Annotated in this window: 20 protein-coding genes; 11 read left to right on the top strand and 9 right to left on the bottom strand. The window is 60.5% G+C overall.

Features of this window, described 5'->3' with window-relative positions:
- Positions 1 to 96 precede the first annotated feature (96 nt).
- The gene (gene bcsN / locus FJU08_RS05570; protein ID WP_141147969.1) at positions 97 to 1,185 is read right to left on the bottom strand and encodes a cellulose biosynthesis protein BcsN; all 1,089 of its coding nucleotides are present in this window, start codon (positions 1,183 to 1,185) and stop codon (positions 97 to 99) included.
- Between the two features lie 307 nt (positions 1,186 to 1,492).
- Here bcsN and FJU08_RS05575 point away from each other — a divergent pair, with 307 nt between their 5' ends.
- Positions 1,493 to 4,408 carry a hypothetical protein gene (locus FJU08_RS05575; protein WP_141147970.1) on the top strand — a complete coding sequence of 972 codons (2,916 nt, stop codon included), beginning with the start codon at positions 1,493 to 1,495 and terminating at the stop codon, positions 4,406 to 4,408.
- A 237-nt stretch (positions 4,409 to 4,645) separates the two neighbouring features.
- On the opposite strand, the gene FJU08_RS05580 is transcribed toward FJU08_RS05575, so the two are convergent.
- Together FJU08_RS05580 and mutL are read right to left on the bottom strand one after the other, a co-directional pair.
- Positions 4,646 to 4,876 (bottom strand): DUF2093 domain-containing protein, encoded by a 231-nt coding sequence (locus FJU08_RS05580; protein ID WP_141147971.1) that lies wholly within the window; start codon positions 4,874 to 4,876, stop codon positions 4,646 to 4,648.
- Between the two features lie 26 nt (positions 4,877 to 4,902).
- On the bottom strand, positions 4,903 to 6,744 hold the full coding sequence (gene mutL, locus FJU08_RS05585) for a DNA mismatch repair endonuclease MutL (RefSeq protein WP_141147972.1): 1,842 nt from the start codon (positions 6,742 to 6,744) through the stop codon (positions 4,903 to 4,905).
- A gap of 157 nt (positions 6,745 to 6,901) precedes the next feature.
- Between mutL and FJU08_RS05590 the strand changes: the two genes are divergently transcribed.
- Positions 6,902 to 8,944: an NADH:flavin oxidoreductase gene (locus FJU08_RS05590; protein WP_141147973.1), complete on the top strand. Its 2,043-nt coding sequence runs from the start codon at positions 6,902 to 6,904 to the stop codon at positions 8,942 to 8,944.
- A gap of 41 nt (positions 8,945 to 8,985) precedes the next feature.
- Here FJU08_RS05590 and FJU08_RS05595 read toward each other — a convergent pair whose 3' ends face one another.
- Positions 8,986 to 9,864, bottom strand: coding sequence for an SMP-30/gluconolactonase/LRE family protein (locus tag FJU08_RS05595; RefSeq protein ID WP_141147974.1), 879 nt, complete (start codon positions 9,862 to 9,864; stop codon positions 8,986 to 8,988).
- A gap of 127 nt (positions 9,865 to 9,991) precedes the next feature.
- Positions 9,992 to 10,939 (bottom strand): 2-dehydro-3-deoxygalactonokinase, encoded by a 948-nt coding sequence (locus FJU08_RS05600; RefSeq protein ID WP_141147975.1) that lies wholly within the window; start codon positions 10,937 to 10,939, stop codon positions 9,992 to 9,994.
- Positions 10,940 to 11,674: 735 nt separating this feature from the next.
- Here FJU08_RS05600 and FJU08_RS05605 point away from each other — a divergent pair.
- Positions 11,675 to 12,772: an Mrp/NBP35 family ATP-binding protein gene (locus FJU08_RS05605; RefSeq protein WP_141147976.1), complete on the top strand. Its 1,098-nt coding sequence runs from the start codon at positions 11,675 to 11,677 to the stop codon at positions 12,770 to 12,772.
- Positions 12,773 to 12,788: 16 nt separating this feature from the next.
- Here the strand turns inward: FJU08_RS05605 and FJU08_RS05610 are convergent, their stop codons facing one another.
- The 4 genes from FJU08_RS05610 to FJU08_RS05625 form a co-directional block, all read right to left on the bottom strand.
- On the bottom strand, positions 12,789 to 13,319 hold the full coding sequence (locus FJU08_RS05610) for a hypothetical protein (protein ID WP_141147977.1): 531 nt from the start codon (positions 13,317 to 13,319) through the stop codon (positions 12,789 to 12,791).
- A 216-nt stretch (positions 13,320 to 13,535) separates the two neighbouring features.
- On the bottom strand, positions 13,536 to 14,687 hold the full coding sequence (nagA, locus tag FJU08_RS05615; protein ID WP_141147978.1) for an N-acetylglucosamine-6-phosphate deacetylase: 1,152 nt from the start codon (positions 14,685 to 14,687) through the stop codon (positions 13,536 to 13,538).
- A 1-nt stretch (position 14,688) separates the two neighbouring features.
- Positions 14,689 to 15,717: an SIS domain-containing protein gene (locus tag FJU08_RS05620; RefSeq protein WP_141147979.1), complete on the bottom strand. Its 1,029-nt coding sequence runs from the start codon at positions 15,715 to 15,717 to the stop codon at positions 14,689 to 14,691.
- Between the two features lie 56 nt (positions 15,718 to 15,773).
- On the bottom strand, positions 15,774 to 16,520 hold the full coding sequence (locus tag FJU08_RS05625) for a GntR family transcriptional regulator (protein ID WP_141147980.1): 747 nt from the start codon (positions 16,518 to 16,520) through the stop codon (positions 15,774 to 15,776).
- A gap of 273 nt (positions 16,521 to 16,793) precedes the next feature.
- On the opposite strand from FJU08_RS05625, the gene FJU08_RS05630 reads away from it, so the two are divergent.
- The 8 genes from FJU08_RS05630 to FJU08_RS05665 all read left to right on the top strand — a co-directional run bounded on the left by FJU08_RS05630 (position 16,794) and on the right by FJU08_RS05665 (position 24,516).
- Positions 16,794 to 17,852 carry an ABC transporter ATP-binding protein gene (locus FJU08_RS05630; RefSeq protein WP_141147981.1) on the top strand — a complete coding sequence of 353 codons (1,059 nt, stop codon included), beginning with the start codon at positions 16,794 to 16,796 and terminating at the stop codon, positions 17,850 to 17,852.
- 63 nt (positions 17,853 to 17,915) lie between these two features.
- Entirely contained in the window at positions 17,916 to 19,154 is a 1,239-nt protein-coding gene (locus tag FJU08_RS05635; protein ID WP_141147982.1) for an extracellular solute-binding protein, read from the top strand.
- A gap of 91 nt (positions 19,155 to 19,245) precedes the next feature.
- Positions 19,246 to 20,166 carry a carbohydrate ABC transporter permease gene (locus FJU08_RS05640; RefSeq protein WP_141147983.1) on the top strand — a complete coding sequence of 307 codons (921 nt, stop codon included), beginning with the start codon at positions 19,246 to 19,248 and terminating at the stop codon, positions 20,164 to 20,166.
- Positions 20,163 to 21,020 (top strand): carbohydrate ABC transporter permease, encoded by an 858-nt coding sequence (locus FJU08_RS05645; RefSeq protein WP_141147984.1) that lies wholly within the window; start codon positions 20,163 to 20,165, stop codon positions 21,018 to 21,020. The genes FJU08_RS05640 and FJU08_RS05645 overlap by 4 nt, the downstream gene beginning before the upstream one ends.
- The gene (locus FJU08_RS05650) at positions 21,017 to 21,694 is read left to right on the top strand and encodes an N-acetylmannosamine-6-phosphate 2-epimerase (protein ID WP_141147985.1); all 678 of its coding nucleotides are present in this window, start codon (positions 21,017 to 21,019) and stop codon (positions 21,692 to 21,694) included. The genes FJU08_RS05645 and FJU08_RS05650 overlap by 4 nt, the downstream gene beginning before the upstream one ends.
- 10 nt (positions 21,695 to 21,704) lie before the next feature.
- Complete coding sequence (locus FJU08_RS05655; RefSeq protein WP_181409756.1) at positions 21,705 to 22,634, top strand: N-acetylglucosamine kinase; 930 nt, start codon at positions 21,705 to 21,707, stop codon at positions 22,632 to 22,634.
- A complete protein-coding gene (locus FJU08_RS05660) occupies positions 22,631 to 23,515 on the top strand; it encodes an N-acetylmuramic acid 6-phosphate etherase (RefSeq protein ID WP_141147987.1) in 885 nt (294 codons plus the stop codon). Before FJU08_RS05655 ends, FJU08_RS05660 begins: the two co-directional genes overlap by 4 nt.
- Positions 23,516 to 23,595: 80 nt before the next feature.
- A complete protein-coding gene (locus tag FJU08_RS05665) occupies positions 23,596 to 24,516 on the top strand; it encodes a LysR family transcriptional regulator (RefSeq protein WP_141147988.1) in 921 nt (306 codons plus the stop codon).
- Positions 24,517 to 24,629 lie beyond the last annotated feature (113 nt).

The raw sequence follows: 24,629 nt of genomic DNA on the forward strand, positions 1-24,629 counted from the left end.
ATCTTTATCTCTGGCCGCCCGGCGGGCTGGCGGGCCCCCACCTTCATCCCGCTTTCCCCCAGCCGCGACCCGTTTTGTGGCGACAGGCAACCGGCGCTAATTACAGGTAACCGTCGTTGATCCTGGCAAAAGCCGGCAGGGTGGCCCCGGAATGGAACCCGAAGTGGGCTGTGCCGCAGTGCCTGCCGTACTTGCCGGTGCACCAGCCGTCGCCGCCGGGATCTGACGTTCAGGCGCCGGGATGGTGCTGGCCGGTGCGATGGCAGCTGCTGGCGCGGTAGCCGGCGGAAGCGCTGGCGCCCTTGTGACGACGGCACCTTCCGGCTGATCGATGATCGTGACGCTCTGACTATTGGTAACCGGGGCAGCCGTGCTCACGGTCCGCGTCGTGGACGTAACGGTGCGCTTGGTCGTGGATGACGGCAGGACTGTACTTGTCCTGGCCAGATTATCCTTGCGATCGTCATAGACCTGCTTCGGATAGGTTGGCGCCCCCGTCTTGCCAAGAAGCGGCGGCGGCGAATTGGCATCGCCATAGGGGTTCCAGCCATAGGCCTCGACGGCGCCATTGATGGTATAGCCATACATGATACCGAGCAGATCATCCTCGCTTGCGCCCGTTTCGCAGAAGCGCACCCGGATCTGGATCGTTCCCGCCTGACCAAAGGCCTGCCGTGTATCGCGACCCGGCCGGATCTGCTGCCAGCCATACATGCAAAGATCATTGCCACGGCCATAGCCGAAGGCATAGCCAAAGGGACCGTAATTATTCTGCACATAATAGGGTGACTGCTTCATCACCACGCCAGGAATTTCTTCCCGCATCGTCTCGGCGATATTGGTCTCGTTGACGGAGTGATAGGCGAGCGACTGTCCGTTCAGCCGAGAGTAATTCTCCACGCCGAAGAACTGCGTCTGAATATAATTCTGTCCCTGCGTCCGGGCATTCGTCGTCAACAGGATACGTTGCTGCAGCGCATTGGAATATTGATGCTCAAGAACAGAGACAATGGCCGGACCGCCAGGCGGCGGCATAACCAGCGCGTCTTCGGGAAGCGCCGTACGGGTGGCTGCCCCATAGGGCATCACAGGGCCGGCGCAGGCTGAAAGCAAAAGGCTGAGACCGATAGCAGCAGCGCCACAAAGCAGGCCTGTCCCGTTCGTTCCGGCTTTCGATTGTCTCATTGCTCGGCTCACCCTGTTGCGCAGTTGCCTGCTCTTTTTTCTCGCCGCCAGAATTTTCACAGTTTGGTAAAGAAAGCACTAACATGCGCCTATGCTAACGCTTTCAGCCATATAAACCCGGAAGGATAACAGCCCTCACACGGCATTTTAGCGCATCCCTATGTTGTAATTCCGCTATTTTATACTTTCTTAAGGACAATATGGCTCTTGTTAGGCAAGGGAAGCGCGCGTCGAGGCGCCGACGACTAACAGCTCTTGGGCAGGCGGCAAATGCCGGTCCCGCCCGGAAAGCCGGAGTATCTGAGTTATGAAACTGGCCTATATTGCGCTCACGGCGGCGGGTATCGCAGTGATTGGTGCAATCAGCATACACGGGACCAACCGGGATGCTGCCGAGAAGGCGGCCCAGCCGGTGACCGCGTCGAATTTCGACGAGGCCTATGATCAGATCCTGCGCGACCCGCAACAGGCTGGTGCCGGCACTGGTGCCGGTGACGCGAATGCCGATCCTGGCTTTTCCGGCCTGAACGAAGCCCAGGCGCAGTCGGATAGCCAGGATCTGCGTAACCTTCCGGCCAGTGAGCAAGGCAAGACCGGCAGTAGCGACACCGCAGCCTCGCGCAGCGCAGCAACGCCTGCTGCGCCGGCAGACACGACCCCGGCAGGACCCAGTGTTGATGAAAGTGCGCTGCGCTATTTCGCCCAGCAGGGTGACCTTGAACGGCTTCAGGCAGAAATTTCACGCCTGCGCGCGCTTTATCCGAACTGGACCCCGCCAGCCAATCCGCTCGCGGTTCAGGACAATAGCGATGACCAGCTGCAGGCCATGTGGCAGGCCTATGCCGAAGGCCGCTATCAGGATGTTCGCGACATGATCGCCGAGCGGCAGCAGCGCGAACCCGGCTGGGTCCCGCCGGCCGATCTCACCGATCGCCTGTTCATAGCCGAGACCCGCCGCAACCTGCTGGCCGCCGCCAAGGATCAGGATTATGCCAAGGTCATCGATCTTGCCTCGCAGGCCCCGAGCCTTCTGACCTGCGCGGAGGTCAACGTCATGTGGCAAGTGGCCGAAGCCTTTGCCAAGACGGACAAGACCAGCCGCGCGGATGATGCCTATACTTATATTCTCACCAATTGCGAAAAGCCCGAAGAGCGCTATGCGACCATGCAGAAAGCCATGTCGCTGCTGCCCTATGACGACGTCGTCAAGCTTTTCGCATTGGAGCGGACCGGTGATGACGGCAAGCCCGAATTCGAGGATCTGCGCAACCAGTTGCTGCGCGACCGCTTTGCCCAGGCAGGTCAGGATGCCAATCTCGTCATCTCACCCGATGATGTGGCCCGGATGCAGAAGCTTGCCGACGACAGCAAGAGTGCCGACGATTCCCAGCTTCTCGCCTGGTATTTCCTTGTACGCGGCTCAGACGAAGCGGCGGAGGAATGGTTCCGCAAGGCGCGGGACGAAGGCGACAGTGCCACGATCTCCCAGGGCCTCGCGCTGCTTTTGATCAAGCAGGACAAGTCCGATGAAGCCGAAGCGGTGATGTATCCCTGGCGCAACAGCTCAGACGAGGCCAAGGACACCTATCTCAACGCCGTGGTCAACATGCTCGGCCGCACACCGCGCGTTGCCTATTCCGACGAAGTGCTCAAGCGCATGGCTGATGTCGTGACAGAGACCAAAAGCGTCACGGCAGCAGAACAGTTTGGCTGGTATTCCAACAATTTCAAGCAATGGATGACCGGACTTCAATGGTTTGAGGCCGGCCTGTCCTGGGAACCCTGGCAGGAACCGCTCGCCTATGGCGTGACCATAACGCTGAACGAGATGAACTATAAGCCCGGCGTTTATCAGATGCAGAGGATCTGGGCTCCCTATTCCGAACGCATTGCCTGGCTCAATGATCCGAATGCGCCGGTCAACAGTCTCGACAATCTTCTGGCAACCGTTTTCCGCTTGACTACGGTCAAGCTCGCCAATGGCAAGACCTCGGTCTCCGCCGTGCCGATCGCCGAAGTCAATCTGGCAACCGGCGAGCAGAAGCCGATCGGCGCGGCCGCCATGTCGGTAACCGGCGATGCAACCGCCGGCGTGGCACTGACGGCCCCGATTTCCGCGCCCGGATCCGCCGGTACCGGCTCTGATGCCGGCAGCACAGCAGCGGAAAGCTATGTGCCGGACTATTACAAATATTACTATGGCCAGTCAGACACAGGTGTTGACACCCATTCCATGATGGTGCCGACCGGCAACCAGCCGGCCCTGCAGAACCTGCCCTCGCTCAACGGTCAGTCGATCCCGAAATCGATGATTGCGACGGATCAGGTAACCGGTGAGGAAACCGTGACCATCCTCAACACCGACCTCCTGCTCAACACCAATCCCTACCGGCCCTCGGCCCAGCAGGTCGCAGCGGCGCTTTATACCTACGGCCAGCCCTCCGACAAAACCGTTGTCTGGCGCTTTGATGATACCGCCTATCGCAATCGCGACTTCCTGCGCCAGTATGAGATCGGCACCTACCAGCCGCAGACGGCAGCAAAGACGGCGACTGATACGACAACGCCTGTGGTGGTGAGAACCACCAACACGCTTCCGGCCGGCTCCCAGGTGACAATCGGTGAAGCGACCGTCACGCCGGTTGCCGCAACGACGACGACCCGGACCACCACCCGCAGCACCTCTACCAGTTCGGCAAGTTCGGGAAGCTGCTGGAGCGGGCGCTCTCCCAGTGGCCTGTCGGCTTCGGCAGCACTGACCCAGGGCTGGTGCCTGATGGACCTGCAGCGACCGATGGAAGCAGCACGGGCCTTCGAAGTCGCACTCGGCTCGTCGTCGTCAAAGACCCGCGAAGAAGCCGCCTATGGGCAGAGCCTTGCCTATATGCGCATGGGCCTGACCTCGAAGGCTGCCGTTGCCGCCTCCCAGACGCCGATGAGCGCCGAGCGCCAGACCGATCTGCAAATTCAGATCCTGACCGATCGCGCCGTTACCGCCTATAATGGCGGTCATTATCGCGACGCTCTGCTTCTGCTCGATCAACGCGACCAGCTCGCCCCGACCGAAGACGGGCTCCTGGCGATCCGCGGCTATGCCTATATGCAGCTGCAACGCTACAATGATGCCTATAAGGTGTTCGAGGCGCTGGCTGAAAAGGGCGATACCACAGGCATGGAAGGCCTTGCGCTTGCCCGGCAGCAACTCATGGGCAATGCAAACTGACGAGGCGACCCTCCAGCTGGTGACAAAGTCATTCAGTTGGCCTGCTTGGGGCACAACAACCGCGCCATCCCCGTGCTTGGTCCACGGGGATCCGGATTCATAAGGTCATTGAATAGACGTTGTCTCTCGCCGCGCGGACGCGCGCCAGCTGGATGCCCGTTGACCAGGCACAGGCATGACGTCAGAAAAAAGGCGCGCCGTTTGGCAACAATCTGAGGCGGCCGCATCCGGCAGCTATTACTTCGCGGAAAGCGGCAGGGTTCCGGCGCGCTTTTCAGCTTCAAAAGAAACCGCAGCGTCCACATAGGCCTCCTGCCGTGCAACGCTCCAGTAGCGCAATTCCTCAAGCGGAATACGCTGGCCGGTCACAGCACAGACGACATGGGTCCCGGGAACGATCACCTCGAAATCGGCATCGAGATATTTGATGCGGGCTTCGCCCCTTCCGTTACCTTCGAGAATATTCAACGCAAATGCTCCATCATGGGGCGCGCTCAGCGCCCAAAAAGCCGCTCAATATCAGCCAGCTTCAATTCTATATAGGTTGGCCTGCCATGATTGCACTGTCCAGAGCCAGGCGTGACTTCCATCTGACGCAGCAATGCATTCATCTCTTCCGGCCGCATGCGACGCCCGGAACGGACCGAACCGTGACAGGCCATGGTTGCCGCAACCGATTCCAGCCGCGCCGACAGCCCGTCGGCAGTCTCCCACTCCCCGGCTTCCTCTGCAAGGGCGCGGATCAGCGCCGGCGCATCCACCTCGCCCAGCATGGCCGGTGTTTCACGCACCGCAATCGCTCCCGGTCCGAAACGCTCGAAGGCGAGGCCCAGCTGCTCCAGCGTATCGACGAAAGGCATCAGCCGGTCGCAGTCCTCCTCCGGCAGGTCGATGATTTCCGGGATCAGCAGCACCTGTGAGGCAAGCCGCCGGTCTCTTAATGCCTTGCGCATGGCCTCATAGACCAGCCGCTCATGGGCGGCATGCTGATCAACGATCACCAGTCCGGTCTCGGTCTGGGCGATGATGTAGTTTTCATGGATCTGCGCCCGGGCAGCGCCGAGCGGGTGGGACACGGCCGCAGCCTCTGCCGTGGCCGGTTCCTGCAGGTCGGCACGCGCCGAAGGCTGATCAAACCCTTCAAGATCCGACTGGACGGAAGGCGTGCGATAGGCCTGCGGCGCGGCGCGCCATGTCGCCGGTTCCGGCGTTTCCTGGCGAAAGCCTTCCGGCCGGTATGGCGAGGCGGCAGGCGACCAGTTGGCATTTCGCGGCCGCTCGCCCTGCGGAGCGCCAAAACCCGGACGGAAGGCCCGCAACATCTGATCAGCACCGGTGGAAGAGGCCCGGTCGCCATGGCTCGTCAACCCCTCGCGGATCGCCCCGATCACCAGACCGCGCACCAGGCCCGGATCGCGAAAACGCACATCCGCCTTGGCGGGATGGACATTGACATCCACCAGAGCCGGATCCAGCGTGAACCACAGAACCGCAACCGGATAACGCCCCTTTGGCACCGTCTCGGCATAGGCCGCGCGGATGGCGCCCATCAGCATCTTGTCCTGCACCGGCCGGCCATTGACGAAGGCATAGACATGGCCGGAATTGCCGCGATTGAAGGTTGGCACGCCGGCATAGCCCGAAAGCGTCACATCCTCGCGCAGGGCATCAATGGCGATGGCGTTGTCGGGAAAATCCTTGCCCAGCACCTGGGCGATGCGGGCCAGCCGGTCTTCCCCCGTCGCCGGCAGTTCCAGCGTCGAACGGTCTGACCCCGACAGCACGAAACGCACACCCGGAAAGGCCAGCGCCATGCGCTTGACGATCTCGGTGATCGCGCCGGCCTCGGCTCGCTCGCTCTTCAGGAATTTCAACCGCGCCGGCGTTGCGAAGAACAGATCCCTAACCTCCACAATCGTACCGGGATTGACAGCCGCAGGATGGGGTTCTTCCAGATGCCCGCCCGAAAGCGCCACACGATAGCCCTCGTTTGCTGCCTTCAAACGGCTGGTGATCGACAGTTTCGCCACCGAACCGATCGATGGCAGTGCCTCGCCGCGAAAACCCAGCGTGCGGATATCGAAGAGATCGTCGGAAAGTTTCGAGGTGCAATGACGGCGGATGGAAAGCACAAGATCGTCCGGCCCCATTCCGGACCCGTTGTCCGTGACACGTAAAAGCGCCTTGCCGCCGCCCGCAGTCGCGATCTCGATCCGGGTCGCGCCCGCATCGAGGGCATTCTCGATCAGTTCCTTGGCGGCACTGGCCGGCCGTTCGATCACTTCACCGGCGGCGATCTGGTTGATCAGATTTTCGGAGAGCTGCTTGATGGCCATGACCTGTCTTAATCGGATTTGGGCCTGAGGAAAATGCTCAGCTGCGGCACTGTCCCCGTCTTTTTTCAGGTCACAGCCTATCGATGCAACTTAATGTTTGATGACACCGACAGAATTTCGTTTTGTAATATATCCAATTGGGAAACAGGGGGCCCGAATGAACGCAGATCCGTTACTGCAACCTTATCAACTCAAACATCTGACCTTGAAGAACCGGCTGATCTCAACCGCGCATGAACCGGCCTATGGGGAAAACGGACTGCCGACAGACCGATACAGGCTTTATCATGCCGAGAAGGCAAAGGGGGGCGTAGCGCTGACCATGACAGCGGGATCGGCCGTCGTCTCTCCCGATTCGCCTGCTGCCTTCGGCAATCTCCAGGCCTATCGTGATGAGATTGTCCCATGGATGCGGCGGCTGGCCTGGGATTGCCACGAGCATGATTGTGCCGTCATGATCCAGCTCACCCATCTCGGGCGACGGACAAGCGGCTGGAACAAGGGCGACTGGCTGCCGGTTCTGGCAGCCTCTTCGGTGCGTGAGGCGGCCCATCGCAGCTTCCCGAAAGAGATGGAAGATTTCGATTTCGCTCGCATCGCCGCTGATTATGCCGATGCGGCCGAGCGCATGGCCGATGCCGGTCTCGACGGTATCGAGATCGAGGCTTATGGCCATCTGCTTGACGGTTTCTGGTCACCTGCCACCAATTTCCGCGATGATGATTATGGCGGTGTACTCGACAACCGCCTGCGCTTCACCTTCGAAGTCCTGGAGGCGGTGCGCCGCGCCGTCGGCGATGATTTCATCGTCGGTCTTCGTCTGGTCGCCGACGAAAATATGAAAAACGGCATCTCCCGCGATGAGGGGTTGGAGATCTGTCGTCGCTTCATCGGCAGCGGCAAGGTTGATTTTCTCAACCTGATCCGCGGCCATATCGACCACGACGCACCGCTCACCGATGTCATTCCCATTCAGGGCATGGCATCGGCGCCGCATCTTGATTTTGCCGGCGAGATCCGCAAGGCAACCGGCTTTCCGGTGTTTCACGCCGCCCGTATCGGCGATGTCGCAACCGCCCGTCACGCCATTGCTGAAGGCAGGCTCGACATGGTCGGGATGACGCGCGCCATGATGGCTGACCCGCATATCGTGCGAAAGATAGAGACGAAGGACGAACACCGCATACGCCCCTGTGTCGGCGCCACCTACTGCCTGGATCGTATTTACGAAGGCGGAGAGGCGCTCTGCATTCACAATGCTGCAACAGGACGGGAGGCGTTCATGCCACACGAAATTTCCCCCGCTTTTCGCAAAAAGAAGGCCGTGGTCGTCGGCGCCGGACCTGCCGGGCTGGAGGCTGCCCGCGTGCTGGCCGAGCGCGGCCACAAGGTCACCGTGCTTGAAGCCATGAATGCAGCCGGTGGCCAGATCAATCTGCTGGTGCGCAATCCGCGGCGTCGCGAAATGATCGGCATCATCGACTGGCGGCTGTCCGAACTGGACCGCCTCGACGTCGATATCCGTTTCGACTGCTATGCCGAGGACTATGACGTCCTAGCAGAACAGCCCGACATTGTGGTGATCGCCACGGGCGGCGTGTCACAGTTACCGCCGCTGGAAAGCGGCGAAGATCTGGTGGTTTCCAGCTGGGAGATCCTCGGCGGCACAGCAAAGATCACCGGGCCGGTCCTGCTTTACGACGATCATGGTGGCCATCAGGGCATGACCGCAGCCGAAGTGATCGCACGCTCGGGCACAAGGCTGGAAATCGTTACGCCAGAACGTTTCTTCGCCCCTGATGTCGGCAGCATGAACCATGTCCCCTATGCCAAGGTCTTTGCCGAACATGGCGTTACCCTGACCATCAATCAGCGGCTGAAAGCGGTGCGCCGCAAGGGTAACGCCCTTGAAGCCGTGCTGGCGTCCGATTTTGCCCCCGGCGTGGAACAGACGCGCGAGGTCGCCATGGTGGTTGCCGAATATGGAACCATGGCGATGCAGGATCTCTATTTCCAGCTGAAGCCGCTGTCGCGCAACCTCGGTGAGGTCGACTACCGGGCGCTGATCGGGCGGCGGCCCTTCCTGCCAGAGACCAATGCCAGCGGCCAGTTCGACCTGATCCGCATTGGCGATGCTGTCCATGCCCGCAACATCCATGCGGCCGTCTATGACGCGCTGCGCTATTGCTCGATGCTATAGGGCGCGCCCGGCACCCAAACGCGATGAAGCCGCTTGGACACTCAGGGCCGATAAGGCGGGTCGAAGCGCGGCGTTGCCCCTGTCACCAGTGCGAAGGTGAAGCCGGCATTGGGCTCTTCTTCCGGGTCGGTATGCTGGGCAGCTGATGTCACCAGCATCCAGCCGCCATCGCGGCCGATAAAAGCCGGGCAGGTCGGCTGCCGCGCCGGCAGCTGGTAACGCGCCACCAGCCGGCCCTCGGGACTGTACTGATCGAGCAGCGAAGCCCCGTAGCGGGCATTCCAGATATAGCCATCACCGTCGCAGATCGCCCCGTCCATGCCGCCAAGCCTGCCCTTGGTATCAACCAGCAGCCGGGGATCTTCCACCGGCAGGCCGGTTTCGGGATCAAGCGCCACCTGCATCAGCTTGCCTGTCGGCGTGTCAACGAAATAGCCAATATCACCGGCAGGTGAAAAGCAGATCGCATTGGGGATCGTGATTTTGTCGAAAAGCTTGGTCACTTCGCCGCGCGCGACGTGATAAATGGCGCCGGCGCCCTCATCTTCCTGCTTGCTCATGGTGGAAATCCACAAGGCACCGGAATTATGCACCCGTCCGTCATTCGATCGGGTCGTGTCATCATCGGCCTCGATCGCGGCATGCAGCGTCAAGGCACCGGAGCCCGTATCACGGAAATAAAGCCCGGTTTCCATCGCGATCAGCTGGCGGTGCTCATCCACGGACGCCATGACGCTGGCCATTTCCGGCAGCATGATGATGCGGCGGTCGCGACCTGAGACCTTGAGAAGATTGAGCTTGCGATGGAGGATATCGAACCACCACACGGTGTCGGTCACTGGATCGTAACCAGGCCCCTCCCCCAGAGCCAGACGTTCATTGCTGAGTATCTTGCCTTCAAAAACGATTTCCTGAGTCATTATCCTGTTCCGTCATCCCGCCTTGACCGGCCAGGGAGTCTGGTTTCCTCCACATCACGCGTCATCCGCATGCCACTGATCCTGTAAAGACACAAGCTGCGGCAGAAGCATGACCGTAGCAAGCACCTTATCCACCAGAAATCCTACCCTTTTTCTCATCTGCTGTTCCAGAAAGGTCGAATAACTGCGACGCCGCTGCCGCAAGCCCTTCCCTGGCCGCCGCTGTCGCATCATGGACCATGCATGACTGACCAAGCCTTTGGAAGGCGTGTTCGTAAAATTCGCAAAGCTGCCCCGAGGCAATCAGCCAGACCGGCCCTTCGCCTGCAAAGACGCTCAGCCCGCCCGCAAGCTCCGTCCCCACCAGAAGTCCGAAAAGCTCTGCCTCGGCCCGCTCCGGCGCGATCCCCTCCAGCAGATTGCGCGCTCTGATGGCATGAGCGGCATTGAGATAAAGCGCCGGCGCTTGAAATGAACGCTCGACCGCATCGAGAAAGGCCGTCTCGTCCAGCATTTCCGCGCCGCGCAGGATCGGCGACAGAACCGAGGAACGCTGAAGAACCGAAAACATCTCTCCCGTCATATGGGTGGCGATCCGCGTGACGGCGCCAGCCTCCAGCCCGACCCAGCGCGAAAAACGGCCCGGAATGCAGACCCGGGCCGAAACCTGCGGCTGACCGGCAAACAGGCCAAAAAGCAATGTCTCCTCGCCCCGCATGAAATCGGAATCCGCTCCCCGCTGCGCCAGCGCCGGGAGAATACGCACATCACGGGCAAGGCCATCAATCCGCATCGCATGGCTTGGAAGACTATCCAGCCGCATCGGCAGCGTCACCGGAGGCACTTCCTGCCAGCCCTGCTTCGCGCCGGCCATGCCACAGATGACGACCGGCACATTGCGGGGAACGGCAAGGGCGGCCAGATTCGATTCAAGCGCTTCGGCAAAACCTTCCGATTTCACGGCAGCCAGGCTTTCACTGGCCTGGCGCTGCGAAACGACGGTGCCGTCAGCCTCCATCAACCAGGCCCGAAAAGCAGTGAGCCCCCATTCAACCGCCGCAAATGCTCCCGCCATTGATATCCTTTCCTTTCCTGCCGGGCCGCAACACGCGGACCATCAGACGGCGCAGTCCATATCTGTTACCACAATCACCCGCGCACACCATTCTGTCATTGCGCATCCTCAAACATGATTGCGCAAGCTGTTTTACCGCTGTCGCACCAGCGTCGTTTCGACGCGCAAGAGTTTTTTTCCGGCCCTGATGTCAGGAAATTATACATGTGTGCAAAAGCCTATTTATTAAGCGCTGTCAATAATTTGTGCACCGCACAGTGCCGTCACACGTTACCGGACTGTCATGTTATCACCTAAGCATTTGTTCTCCTGATGAAAAAAGTCACTTGCAAAGCCAAATTGAATCCGGCATTGTCCCGTCAGGTCCAGAGGGGATGACAAGAGACCGCGCGCTCAAAAAGCGTGAATTAAGAACAGAAACCGCCGGCTTGCACGATTGGTCTCCGATCCTGCGCTGGCGGTTTTTCTTTGCCCCTGCGCCAGCCCTTCCCTCTCCCGGCCCAGCCTTTCCCTCTCCCGGCAAAGCTTGACCGAACCTCAAAAAGCAGCAGTCTTGCCATTGGCGCAGCGTCAAAAGACCGTTATTGCAGGAGTTCGGATGTTTCCGGTGCGACGGGCCAAGGCCTGCAACCGAAACAGTTATGTCTTGTTTTCAGCATGTTGCTGATGTGACGAACCGGCCATCTGCGGGCACTTTCTGCCAAGCCAGCGGCCGGCTGGCACAAGTGAGGTATCATGAGCGCAGTGTCCCGGGAAAAGGTTCTTTCCAGCCTGAAGGCCATCAACCTGCCGGAGGGCGGCAATCTTGCCGATAGCGGCATGGTCTCCGATATTTTCATCGCCGAAGGAAAGGTCTATTTTTCGCTGACCGTGACGCCGGACAGGGCAGAAGCCATGGAGCCCGTGCGCCAGCAGGCGATTGCCGCGGTCCGCGCCCTTGATGGCGTCAGCGAGGCTCTCATCACCCTGACGGCAGATCACGCCCCCGCCGCCAAGCCCGCCGCGCGCGAAAAACCGGCTTCGCAACCGCAAAAACCGGAAATACCCGGAATCGGTGCCATCATTGCCGTTGCATCGGGCAAGGGCGGGGTTGGCAAGTCGACCACGGCGATTAATTTCGCCCTTGCGCTGTCCCGCCTCGGATTGAAGGTCGGCCTGCTTGACGCCGATATCTACGGCCCCTCCGTACCGCGCCTGACCGGGCTTTCCGGCCGGCCGCTGCAGGGGCCTGGCCGCACCATCCTGCCGATGGAAAAATTCGGCCTCAAGATCATGTCGATCGGCTTTCTCGTCGATGAGGGCACGGCGGTGATCTGGCGGGGACCCATGGTGCAGTCAGCATTGCTGCAGATGCTGCGCGAAGTCGCCTGGGGCAAACTCGATGTGCTGGTGGTCGACATGCCGCCCGGTACCGGCGACGCTCAGCTGACCATGGCCCAGCAGGTGCCGCTGGCCGGAAGTGTTGTGGTCTCCACACCACAGGACCTTGCGCTGATTGATGCGCGCAAGGCGATCGCCATGTTTGAAAAGGTTTCTGTTCCCGTTCTTGGCATTGTCGAGAATATGAGCAGCTTCATCTGCCCCGAATGCGGCGCCACCCACCACATATTCGGCCATGGTGGCGCCCGCGCGGAAGCGGAAAAGATTGGCGTTCCCTTCCTTGGCGAAGTGCCGCTTGCCATGGATATCCGTGAGACCTCGGATGCAGGTTCGCCCGTTGTCGCCTCGGCACCGGACGGCCCGCATGCGAAAGCATATATGGCGATTGCCGGAAAAGTTGCGGAAAATCTTGGCTCAACGCAGAAGAAGGGGCCGTCAATCGTCTTTGAATAGAGCCGGAATGACGCTGCTATTGCCTTTGCCCACCGGCAAGATCTTCGGTTGGAAAACCACAGATCCGCCCCATCTGCCGATAGGCATCAGCAAAGCCTTTAAGCGAGATCGGGGCAGAAAGCGCCGTCCCGGATAGTCCGACAGAGCGGTGGCTGGCCATTGCTGCAAGGATCGCCCGATGCCGGGCCTTTCCGTCATCACTGAAGCCATCGACGGGCGCGGACAGAACAAGGCCGTCATCAAAGACGAGATCGCTTACCAGAAGCTCGCTGCGGACCCCGGCCGTCCCCAGCCCATGCAAGATTTCAATGGGCGGATAGAAATCGGGCGGGCCCCCGTCGAGATTGAACTGGTTGACATGGATCGCGACACCGTCCTCAGTCTTTGATGTCACCGAGCAGGTGATCATCTCGTCCTGTTCGCCGAGAACCGTCTCGGCTTCACTCACCCAGTCGCCGTAAGGCCAGCTTTCATGCCGGCTTTCTTCCTGTGCATTTGCCACGCTGCACGTGAGCAGCAAGAGTGACAGACCAACCCATTTCGGCACTTTGAACCTCCAGAAAAACGCCCTGATCGAAACACCACAATGATGTTCGTTCGGGGGTGGCATATCTGTCGGACCGGTATTTTACGACAATAACCGGCTCAGCGCCGCAACAGCATCGGCCCGAAAATCGGAATCGATTTTCGGGCCGATGCGTAGATTCAATGGGTTACATCGTGCTTTGTGCATCCGAATGGATGCACGGCGCTCTGGCAAGCTTCAGGCGGAAAAGACACAACTACCGCCGATATGAGTCGAGACGAGATCGAGATCCGGCGTCAGGACCACGAAATCAGCATCAAACCCCTTGGCCAGCCGTCCTTTGGCCGTGGCCCCGATTGCCTCTGCCGGATAGAGCGAGGCCATGCGCAGGGCCTCATCCTGCGGTACGGCGAGCATCGACATGACATTTTTGACGCAGCTCAGCATATCCGTATCCGCACCGGCCAGCGTGCCATCTTCAAGCGTCAGCCGGCCGCCGCGGCGATAGATGGTCCGCCCATTGAGTTCGAAGGTTTTCTCATCCGTTCCCGTCGGCGACATGGCGTCGGTGACGAGGAAAATCCGCCCCGGACCTGTCTTGGCCCTGAGCGCAATCCCCATGGCGACCGGATCGACGTGATAACCATCAGCAATCATGCCGCAGGAAATCCGCCCGTCGGAAAGTGCCGCCCCGACAAGCCCCGGTTCGCGATGCTTCAGCGGGCTCATCGCATTATAAAGATGCGTCGCCATCTTCGCCCCGGCGTCGAGATAGGTTTTCGCCTCGGCGCAGCCGGTATCGGTATGACCGAGCGAGACGGTATAACCAGCCTCAGCCAGTGCCGTGACCTGTTCGCGCGTTACATTTTCCGGCGCGATGGTGATCATCGCAGCGCCGAAACGACCGGCATGTTCAACCAGAAAGGCGAGATCGGCATCATTCATCGGCCGGATCAGCGCCGGATCATGGGTTCCCTTGCGCGACAGCGCCAGATGTGGCCCCTCCAGATGCAGGCCGAGAAAACCGGGCACGCCTTGCGCTGTCGCGTCTGCGCCCGCCAGAACCGCGGCATGAACAACATCCGGACCATCGGTGATCAGCGTCGGCAGAAGCGCCGTGGTGCCGAATTGCGCATGGGCCGCACAGATCGTGGAAAGGCCCTTCACGCTCGGATCGTTGTTGAGCAGCACGCCACCGCCGCCATTGACCTGAAGGTCGACAAAGCCCGGAACGATGAGCTGGCCATCGGCGGCAACCACCTTGTCCGCCGCAGGCGCATCGGCACTGGCAATAAGGTCTGCGATCTTGCCATCCTCGATCACCAGAACCTTGCCCTCATGGGTTTCAGCCCCGTCAAAAATCCGGGCACCGGTTACAATCGTCGTCATCTCACTTGGTCTCCGTGACCTTGTTGAGCGCGACCGGCGCATCGGGATTGAAGCCACGGGCAAGCGACAACCGCTCGATGAAAGAATAATAGGGCAGGATCAATGACAGGGCATCGGTAATCGGGTGACCGGTCGCGACAAAGGGCAGCTTTGTCGGGCCATCGGAAAGATCGGAAGCCAGAAAGACGTTAGCGCCCTTTTGCGCCAGCCCGTTGGCAATCGCGGCAACCGAGGCTTCCGCCTTGTCGCGAGCGGAAAAGGCAATGATCGGGAAGCGCGGCGCCACCAGCGATACCGGACCGTGCATCACCTCGGCAGATGAATAGGCCTCGGCATGCAGCTCGCAGGTTTCCTTGCATTTCAGCGCCGCCTCACTGGCAATGGCAAAGGACGGCCCGCGACCGAGCACATAGATCGACTGTGCGTCCTTCAGCGGCTCGATCAGCATGGACCAGTCGCAGGCAAGCGCCTTTTCGAAATGATCCGGCAAAGCGGCAAGAGCCGCCTTCAGCGCCTGATCACCCTTCCATTCCGCCAGGACAGCAAGGCCGGCAACGATGGAATTGACATAGGACTTGGTCGCGGCGACAGCCTTTTCGGGGCCGGCGGCAATATCAATCGGCCGGTCGGCAGCCTCCGCCAGCGGCGAATTGATGGTGTTGACCAGCGACAAAGTGAGCGCTCCGCCCTTGCGTGCTGCCTCACCCATGGCAACGATATCGGGGCTTTTGCCCGATTGCGAGATCGAGATCGCTGCGGCCTTTTCCAGCTTCAGCGGCGCCTCATAGATGGAGGCAAGCGACGGGCCGAGCGAGGCAACCGGCACGCCGGCAACAAGTTCGATCGCATATTTCAGAAAATAGGCGGCGTGATCGGAAGAGCCGCGCGCCACGGTGACGACCACCGACGGATCGCGCGCCGAAAGCGCCTTGCCCGCCTCGGCAATGGCAGCCTTTTGCCCATCCAGAAAGCGGGCTGCCGCCTGCGGGATCTCGAGGATCTCGCGTCGCATCATCGTCATCTCGGTCATTTTCAAATTCCCTGGGTCATGAATATCGGGGGTTGGGTTCGGGCAGGACTGCCCGGTCAGACATTATCGAGCGTCAGCTCGGCGATCAGGTCATAGACATCACTTCTGTAATGGGCCTGCGTCGCCTCGATGACACGGCCTGTCTCATTATAGGCGATGCGCTGCACGGAAAGGGCCGGCGCACCTTCCGGCAGATCCAGAAGCGCTGTCTGCTCAGGCTTCAGCACCACGGCAGAAATCCGCTGGATGGCGCGCACCGGCCGGACACCGCGCGCAGACAGCGTTTCATAGAGCGAATGCTCGACCGCTTCGGGGTTTGCCAGAATATCCTCCGGCAGGCTGGTGCGCTCGATCGCCATCGGCATGTCATCGGCGAGGCGAATACGCGTCAACCGCGCCACCCGGCTGCCCGGTGACAGGCCAAGCGCCATCACCTCCTCGGTGGTCGGCGAATAGAGGCCGCGCTCCAGCCAACGCGAATGCGGCGTCAGTCCGCGCGACAGCATATCCTCGGTAAAGGAGGTCAACCGCGATAGCGGCTGCTGGATACGCTCCACCGGCCGGGCGACAAAAGTGCCCGAACCATGCCTGCGCATCAAAAGCCCCTCCTGGGTCAGTTCCTCAATCGCCCGGCGCACCGTCACCCGGCTGACACCGGCATCCTCAGCCAGATCACGTTCCGGCGGAAGTGCCGCACCGCTGTCGAGGCGGCCTGAGGACACGGCATCGGAAAGAGCACGTTTCAGGCGCAGATAGAGCGGCCCCTCGCCAACGAGATCCAGAGGCTGGATGATCCTGTTCATACGCACAACGTCTCCGCTCACACCTTCTGCCCTGCAGGAAACTTACCAATCCCGAGAATATTAACACCAATATAATACCACGTGGCAAGTCATAACTTCCAGTCATTTCCGGAGCTTGGAACCATCGCCGCCGGAATGACAGCTTCCCTGCCAACACTGCGCCATGAATTGTGCGTGGTCAATTTCGCACGGAATACGATTTCTCTCTTTACAGGGTTTGGAAAACCGGCAATGATCAAATTGGTATTTTAATGGTATCTTCGAGGAATTGTTTTGGCACGACTGTCACTGAAGGGAATCGTCAAGCGCTTCAAGGAAACCGAAGTGCTTCACGGCATCGATCTTGAAATCGGCGATCGCGAGCTGATCATTTTCGTCGGCCCGTCCGGCTGTGGCAAGTCGACCCTTCTGCGCCTGATCGCAGGCCTTGACCCGATTACCGATGGCACGCTGTCGATCAATGAGAAGATCATGAACGATGTTGCCCCGTCCAAGCGCGGTGCGGCCATGGTGTTTCAGTCCTATGCGCTTTATCCGCATATGGATGTCTATGAAAACATGGCCTTCGGCGCCCGGCTGATGGGGCTTTCCAAGGCGGAGGTGGAAACGCGTATTGCCGAAGCTGCGCGCATGCTGCGGCTGGAAGACTATCTGAAGCGCAAGCCGCGCCAGCTTTCGGGCGGCCAGCGTCAGCGCGTTGCCATCGCCCGTGCGGTTGTCCGCAAGCCGGATGTGTTTCTGCTCGACGAGCCGCTGTCCAACCTTGACGCTGCCTTGCGCGCCGATGTGCGGCTGGAGATCGCCCGCCTGCATCGCGAGATCGGCGGCACGATGATCTATGTGACCCATGACCAGGTCGAGGCGATGACGCTCGCCGACCGGATCGTGGTGATGAAGGACGGCTATATCGAGCAGGTCGGCACACCGCGCGAACTGTTTGAAACACCGGCCAACACCTTTGTCGCGACCTTTATCGGCTCACCGAAAATGTCGCTGCTTGATGTCGCCCATTCGGCCGGTCAGCTTGGCATTGAAGGCACCGGCGCGATCGCCGCACCGGGCGGCCTGAAAGACGGCGCCCTCACCATCGGGGTACGGCCCGATGCGCTTGGCCTTGTTGCGGGCCACGGCGAGGGCTTTGCCGGCAAGGTGATCTATACCGAATATCTCGGCGATGATTCTTACGTCTATGTCCGGCTGACAAGCGGCGAGCAGGTCACCATCAGGGTGCCGCCGAACCAATTCTTCGATGCCGATAAAGACGTGTCCGTGACGGCGCGCGCTGATGCGCTGCACGTCTTCGACAAGACGAGCGGCCAACGCGTCGCCTGACACAAATGTCAGGCGGGCCGCCCGTCACCGCATAAAGGGGAACGGAAGAAAGGAACCAACCGGATGAAGCCCTTCGTCAAGACTATCCTTGCGGCGGCTGCCTTTGCTGGCATTGCCGCACCTGCATTTTCCGAAGAAATCTCGTTCTGGGGCTGGCGCACGGAAGACGTCGCCCAGTATCAGGACTTCATCGCCATGTTCGAGAAGGAAAACCCGGACATCACCGTCAATCTGCGTATGGTCGAGGCCGTCAGCTACGGCACGATCCTGAAGACGGCGCTGGCCGGTGACGCTGGCCCTGACGTCATGATGGTACGCGCCTACGGCTCTTTTGAGGATCTCGCCTCCGGCGGTTACCTGATGCCGCTGACCGATGCCGTACCGGCGCTGAAGGATTTCCCCAAGGACGCCCTTCAGGCCGAAACGCTGCGCGCCGACCAGACCGTCTATGCCGTGCCTTTCGCCTCCCAGACCATGATGATGCTCTATAACAAGGGTATTTTCGATCAGCTCGGCCTGGAAGCCCCCAAGACCTGGGACGATATCAAGACCGATGCCGAGGCGCTCAAGGCCGCTGGCATCTTCCCCTTCGCCAACGGCACCGCCGCTGCATGGCAGAACGAGGTTCTGACCTTCGGCATGGGCGCATCGACCATGGGCAAGGGCTTTTACGAAGACATGATCAACGGCAAGGCCGATTTCACCGATCCGCGCTTTGTCGATGCCCTGACGCGCATCAAGGATATGGGCCAGTATTTCCCTGACGGTTTCGTCGGTCTGGATTACCCGTCCTCGCAGCAGCTTTTCGCTTCGGGCATGGCCGGTATGTTTGTCGGCGGATCCTATGAAATCGCCGCAATGAAGAGCCTGAACCCTGACATTCAGATCGGCGTTGCACCCGCCCCGACCGTCAATGCCGATGATGAAGGCCTCGTCGCTGTATTCTATGATGGCGGTTATGCCGGCAATGCCAAGACCGAACACAAGGAAGCCGTAACGAAGTTCCTGAACTTCCTGGCCTCAAAGGAATTCGGTCAGGCCTTCGCCAATGAACTCTCCAACATCTCGCCGATTCCGGGTGTCACCTTCGACAATCCCGATCTGCAGGCGGTTGCCGACCTCAACAAGTCGTCGATCCCCTACATGATGCTGGTTCACTTCCGCTTCGAGCAGCCCTCGGGTTCGACGCTCATTCAGGAAAACGTTCAGAAGATGATGGCTGGTGATGAAACACCGGAGGGCGTCGGAAAGGCCGTTACCGACGGTATCGCCACCTATTACGCGCCGTTCCAGAAGAACTGATCGCCACAATCCCGGACCGGCTTCAGCCGGTCCGGACCCTGAAATGACCGCCTTCAAGCCAAGCGGTTCATTGTGAACCGGAGACCTGTTCATGCCGTCCATAAAGCCCACACGGCGCGGCCTGTGGATCACCAGCCTCATTGCCCCCGGCCTTCTGGTGATGATCCTCTTCGTCGCCTACCCGATCATTTCCGCGCTCGCCTATGCCTTTTATGACTGGCACGGCCTGGCCCGCGGTGAATTTGTGGGTTTTCAGAATTTTTCCGACGTTCTCATGCGGGAGCCCTACAAGAGCGATATCCGCAACGCCTTCATGAACAATGTGATCGTCTTTGTTTCGCTGATGATCATCCAGAACGGCGCGGCCTTTCTCCTGGCCTATGCACTGTGGCGCGAATTCCCGCTGGCCCGGTTCCACCGCATCGCCGTCTTCCTGCCGGTGGTGCTGTCGACCGTCATCGTCGGCTATCTGTGGAAACTGTTCCTCAATCCGGTTTTCGGCCTGGTCAACCATCTCTTGAAGCAGGTCGGGCTTGCAGCCCTTGCCCAGCCCTGGCTCGGCCAGCCGGAAACGGCGCTGCCCTCGCTCATTCTCGTCAATGCCTGGCACTGGGTCGGCTTCCCGACACTGATTTTCCTCGCCGCCATGCAGCGCATTCCCGGCGAAATCTATGATGCCGCGCGGATGGAAACCGAAAGCGAATGGGTCAAGATCCGCAAGATCATCTGGCCGCTGGTCGCCCCGGCTGCAACAATCGTCTTCGTGCTGCAGTTTATCGGTTCGTTCAACTGGTTCGAACTGCCCTATATCATGGAAGACATTCTTGGCTCGCCCTACGGCCATTCCGATGTGCTGGCGCTCTATTTCTACCGCCTCGCCTTTGGCGGGCCCTCGACCGGCGTCGCCGATTTCGGCCATGGCAGCGCGGTTGCCGCTCTCGTCTTCATCTTCATCACGGTTTTTGCCACTGCCATGACCCTGTTCCTGCGCCGCCGGGAGATTGAACTGTGACCTCAGCCGTCTATTCCGAAAAATCCGGTCTCTTGCGCACCTTCGGCCGCGATGGCCTTTTGCAGATCTTCCTGATCGCCAATTCCTTCATCATGATCGCGCCGATCGTGATCATGGTCTTCTCGGCCTTCAAGCCGACCATGGAGATCTTCCGGCATCCCTTCTCGCTGCCCGATTTCACCGATCTTTCCAATTTCGTGGCGATCTGGACCGATACCAATTTCGTCCGCTACTTCTTCAACTCGGTTCTGATCACCGGTTCGGCAATCGCCCTGATCCTGATCCTCGGCACCATGGCGGCCTATGCACTGGCGCGCTACACCTTCGCCGGATCGAGCTTCATTCTGCTGTTCTTTCTGGCGGGGCTGACCCTGCCGCTGAAGCTCGCCGTCATTCCGCTTTTCGTGCTGATGCGCGATCTCGGCCTGTTGGACACGCAGTTCTCGCTGATCCTGATCTATGTTGCCATGGGGCTGCCCTCCGCCGTCTTCATCATGACCGGCTTCATCCGCTCGCTGCCCGGCGAGCTGGAGGATGCCGCCCGCATGGATGGCGCTTCGGAAGCACGGATCATGTGGTCGGTGATGCTGCCGCTCACCCGGCCCGCCATGGTGATCGCCGCCATCAACAATCTCGTGCCGATCTGGAATGACTTCTTCTTCCCGCTGATCTTCCTGCAGAACGACAATCTGAAGACCCTGCCGCAGGGCCTGACCGGCTTCATGGGCGAATATACCACCAATTGGGGCGTGCTCTTCGCCGGCCTCACCTTCGCCGCCGCTCCGATCACCATTCTCTACATCGTGCTGTCGCGCCAGTTCATTTCCGGCATGACATCCGGAGCAATCAAATGAGCCTCACCCTGCCGAAAGGACGCCTGATCGTTTCCTGTCAGGCCCGCAAGGACAATCCGCTTCACGGCCCCGTCTTCATGGGCGCCATGGCGCTGGCTGCGCGTGACGGCGGCGCAGGTGCGATCCGCGCCAACGGCGTTGACGACGTCCGGGCGGTGAAGGCGGCAGGGCTGCCGGTGATCGGCATCGACAAGCTGTTTGACGACCGCGTGCCGGTCTATATCACGCCGACGAAAAAGGCCTGCGACGCGCTGGCCGAAGCCGGGGCTGATGTGATCGGCATTGATGCAACACCGCGCCCGCGCATCGGTGACAAGCCAGCCGCGCTCATCCGCCATATCAGAGAACAGCTCGGCCTTGAGGTATTCTGCGACATTTCCACCGTCGAGGAAGGCCTGATTGCCGAACAGGCAGGCGCGACCTATGTCGCAACCACGCTTTCGGGCTATACCGATTACACGAAGCGCGCCGTGCGCGAACCCGATTTCGCCCTGATCGAGGCGCTTTGCGCCCGGACCGCGATCCCGGTCATCGCCGAGGGGTGTTTCGACACGCCGGCGCTTGCCAGACAGGCGATCGACTATGGTGCGCATGCCGTTGTCGTCGGCACCGCGATCACCAATCCGCGTGAGATCACGCGCGGCTTCGCCGGTGCACTTGCCTCGGACAGTTGAGGGTGCGGGAATGAGTGCTTTCTATCTTGGTGCAGATGTCGGCGGCACGGCATCGCGTTTTTGCCTCACCGATCAGGCCGGCGCCGTGATCCGTCGCGGGACGGCACCGGGCGCGACGGGACACATGTTCAACCCCGATGCCCGCGCCGCCTTCGAGCGCACGGTCGACGCGATTGCCGCTTGCGTGCCGGAACCCCTGTCCGGCCTCGTCATCGGCATGACAGGTTATGGCCCGCGTGCTGAGACCGATATTGCCGAGATCATCGAAAAAAGGCTCAAGGTCGCGCCCGCGAAAATCTTTGCCCGCGACGATATCGAGCTGGCCTTTCGCGCGGTTTTCGCGCCCGGAAAGGGCCATCTCGTCTCCGCCGGCACCGGCTCGATCGCCGTGCATCTGACGGAAGCCGAAACATTGCTCAGGATCGGTGGTCGCGGCACGATGATCGACGATGGCGGTTCCGGCGCGTGGATTGCGCTTGCCGCCCTTCGCGCACTTTATCGCCGGATCGATGAGGACGGTTCTCCCGGCGATATGACCATCCTTGCCGACCGGCTTTTCGCCGCAATGGGCGGCAGCGACTGGTCTGACACCCGTTCCTATGTCTATGGCGGTGATCGCGGCCGCATCGGTGCGCTCGCCAAGGCGGTGGCGGAAGCAGCCGAAGAAGGCGACGGCTTTGCCGATCAGCTTTTGCGGCAGGCCGGTTTCGAGCTGGCCCGGCTCGGCAATATTCTGATTGCCCGCGGCGGAACACATCCCGTTGCCTTTATCGGCGGCGTCTTGACGCTTTCGCCGGTCATTGGCGCAACCATTCTTGCCGAGCTTAAGGGCGAGGCGATGTTTCCCGTTCTCGATCAGGCCGAAGGCGCCGCCCGCCTTGCCCGCAACCATTTTTCAGCCGGTGAAGCCGGACAGCATTTTAGTCAGGATAAAGCATGAAATCGACCACCGAAGCCGCCTCCAAACGTTATCTGACCATTGATGACTGGCCCGCCGGTGAACTCGTCTCCGGCATTGTCGAAAGCCAGTATGCCGCCATCGGCGCGGTGCAGCAGGCCCAGCAGATGATCGCCGCCGCCGCAGAGGCCATTGCCGGTCGCCTGGAAGATGGCGGGCGGATGATCTATCTCGGCGCCGGCACCTCCGGCCGCCTGGCAACGCTTGATGCCGCCGAACTGCCGCCGACCTATAATTTTCCGCGCGAGCGGGCCTTTGCCCTGATGGCAGGCGGAAGCGACGCCTTTATCATTGCCCGGGAAGGCGCAGAAGATGATCGCGCGGCAGCCGTCGCCGATCTCGATGCGGCGGGTCTTACGGAGAAGGATGTGGTGATTGGCATCGCCGCCAGCGGCAACACGCCCTATGTCGCTTCCGCCCTTGCCCACGGCCGAAAGACCGGCGCTGCCACCGTTGCGCTATACAACAACCCCGGCGGCGCGGTTGCCGAACATGCCGATTTTCCGATCCTCCTGGAAACCGGTGCGGAATTTGTTGCCGGCTCAACGCGCATGAAGGCCGGAACCGCCCAGAAAGTGGCGCTGACGACACTTTCCACGGCGGTGATGATCAAGCTCGGCTATGTCTATCGCGGCCGCATGGTGGAAATGAAGCCGACCAATGCCAAGCTCTACCAGCGCGCCCGCGAAATGGTGGCGGAACTGGCCGGGACCGATATCGCCACTGCGGCAACCGCACTGGAAGCCTGTGACTATTCCATCAAGATCGCAACCGTGATGCTGAAAAAGTCGCTTTCCAGCGCGGCGGCCGAAGCGCTGATTGCAGAAGTAAGAGGCAATCTGCGCCGCGCGCTTGAAGGTTGAGCGGCTGGATCACGCCAGGGGCTTGCCTCTGGCGGCAATGCGCGATTTGATGCCGGGACAAAATCCCGGAGATGATTTGCTTGCAGCTACAGGCGATTACCTATTTCAACGAGCTGGTTCGCTCGCGCTCGATCCGTCAGGCCGCTGAAACGCTCGGCGTCTCGCCGACCGCCATCAGCCGCCAGCTCGAAAATCTCGAATATTATTTCGGCGCGCCGCTGGTCGAGCGCGGTGCGCGCGGGATCATGCTGACGGCGGCGGGCGAACTTCTGGCCGCCCGTTCGCGCGGGGTGATGCGCGATCTCGAAACCGCCCGTCAGGTGATCGATGATCTGCGCGGGCTGAAGCGCGGGCGCGTTTCCATTCACGTCAATGGTGCAGCGATCAACGCCATTCTGGCGCCAGCGCTGGCGCGGTTTTACGCCCAGTATCCCGCCGTCAGGATCGAGGTTACCGTCTCCTCCGCCCAGGCAGCGCTCAATGCCGTCACCGGCGGCCAGACCGATATGGCCGTGACCATGTTCACGCCCCCCGAAGCGCAGATGGATATCCGCTTCCGCCTGCCGGTGCTGCATGTTCCGGTGATGGCGCCGGACCATCCGATCGCCAATCTCACCGAAATACCGCTGGAAGCGATCCGCGCCCATCCGATCGCCATGCCAGACCGCTCTTTCGGCATCCGCCGCGCCTTTGACCACCGCCAGCGTGCTGCGGGGCTTGAGCCTGTTGAAATTGCCTTCACCACCTCGTCGCTGGAACTGCAAAAGGAACTGGCGCGCTCGGGTGCCGCCATCCTGATCCTGCCGGCCATGACGGTAATGCGTGAAATCCGTGCCGGTGAGCTGGTCGCCATCCCCTTTGCCAAGCAGGCGGAAATTGCCTCCGACCTGCAGCTTGGCCGGGCGAAAAGCACCGCGCCCAGCTTTGCGGCCGCCAGACTGGCGGAATTTCTCGAGGAATTTTTGCCGGCGCAAGCCAGACGGGTGACGGCGGAGCTTTGAGAACCAACAGTATGAGTGCAACGGTTTTCGTTGCACTGTGCGACCATAATAGGCATTGCGTTTACACTAGCCCCTCGGGCAAGCTATAAAAAAATAATGATAATCAGTCTTCT

The sequence above is a fragment of the Martelella alba genome (assembly GCF_006516955.1).
In the GTDB taxonomy this organism is placed as follows: Bacteria; Pseudomonadota; Alphaproteobacteria; order Rhizobiales; family Rhizobiaceae; genus Martelella; species Martelella alba.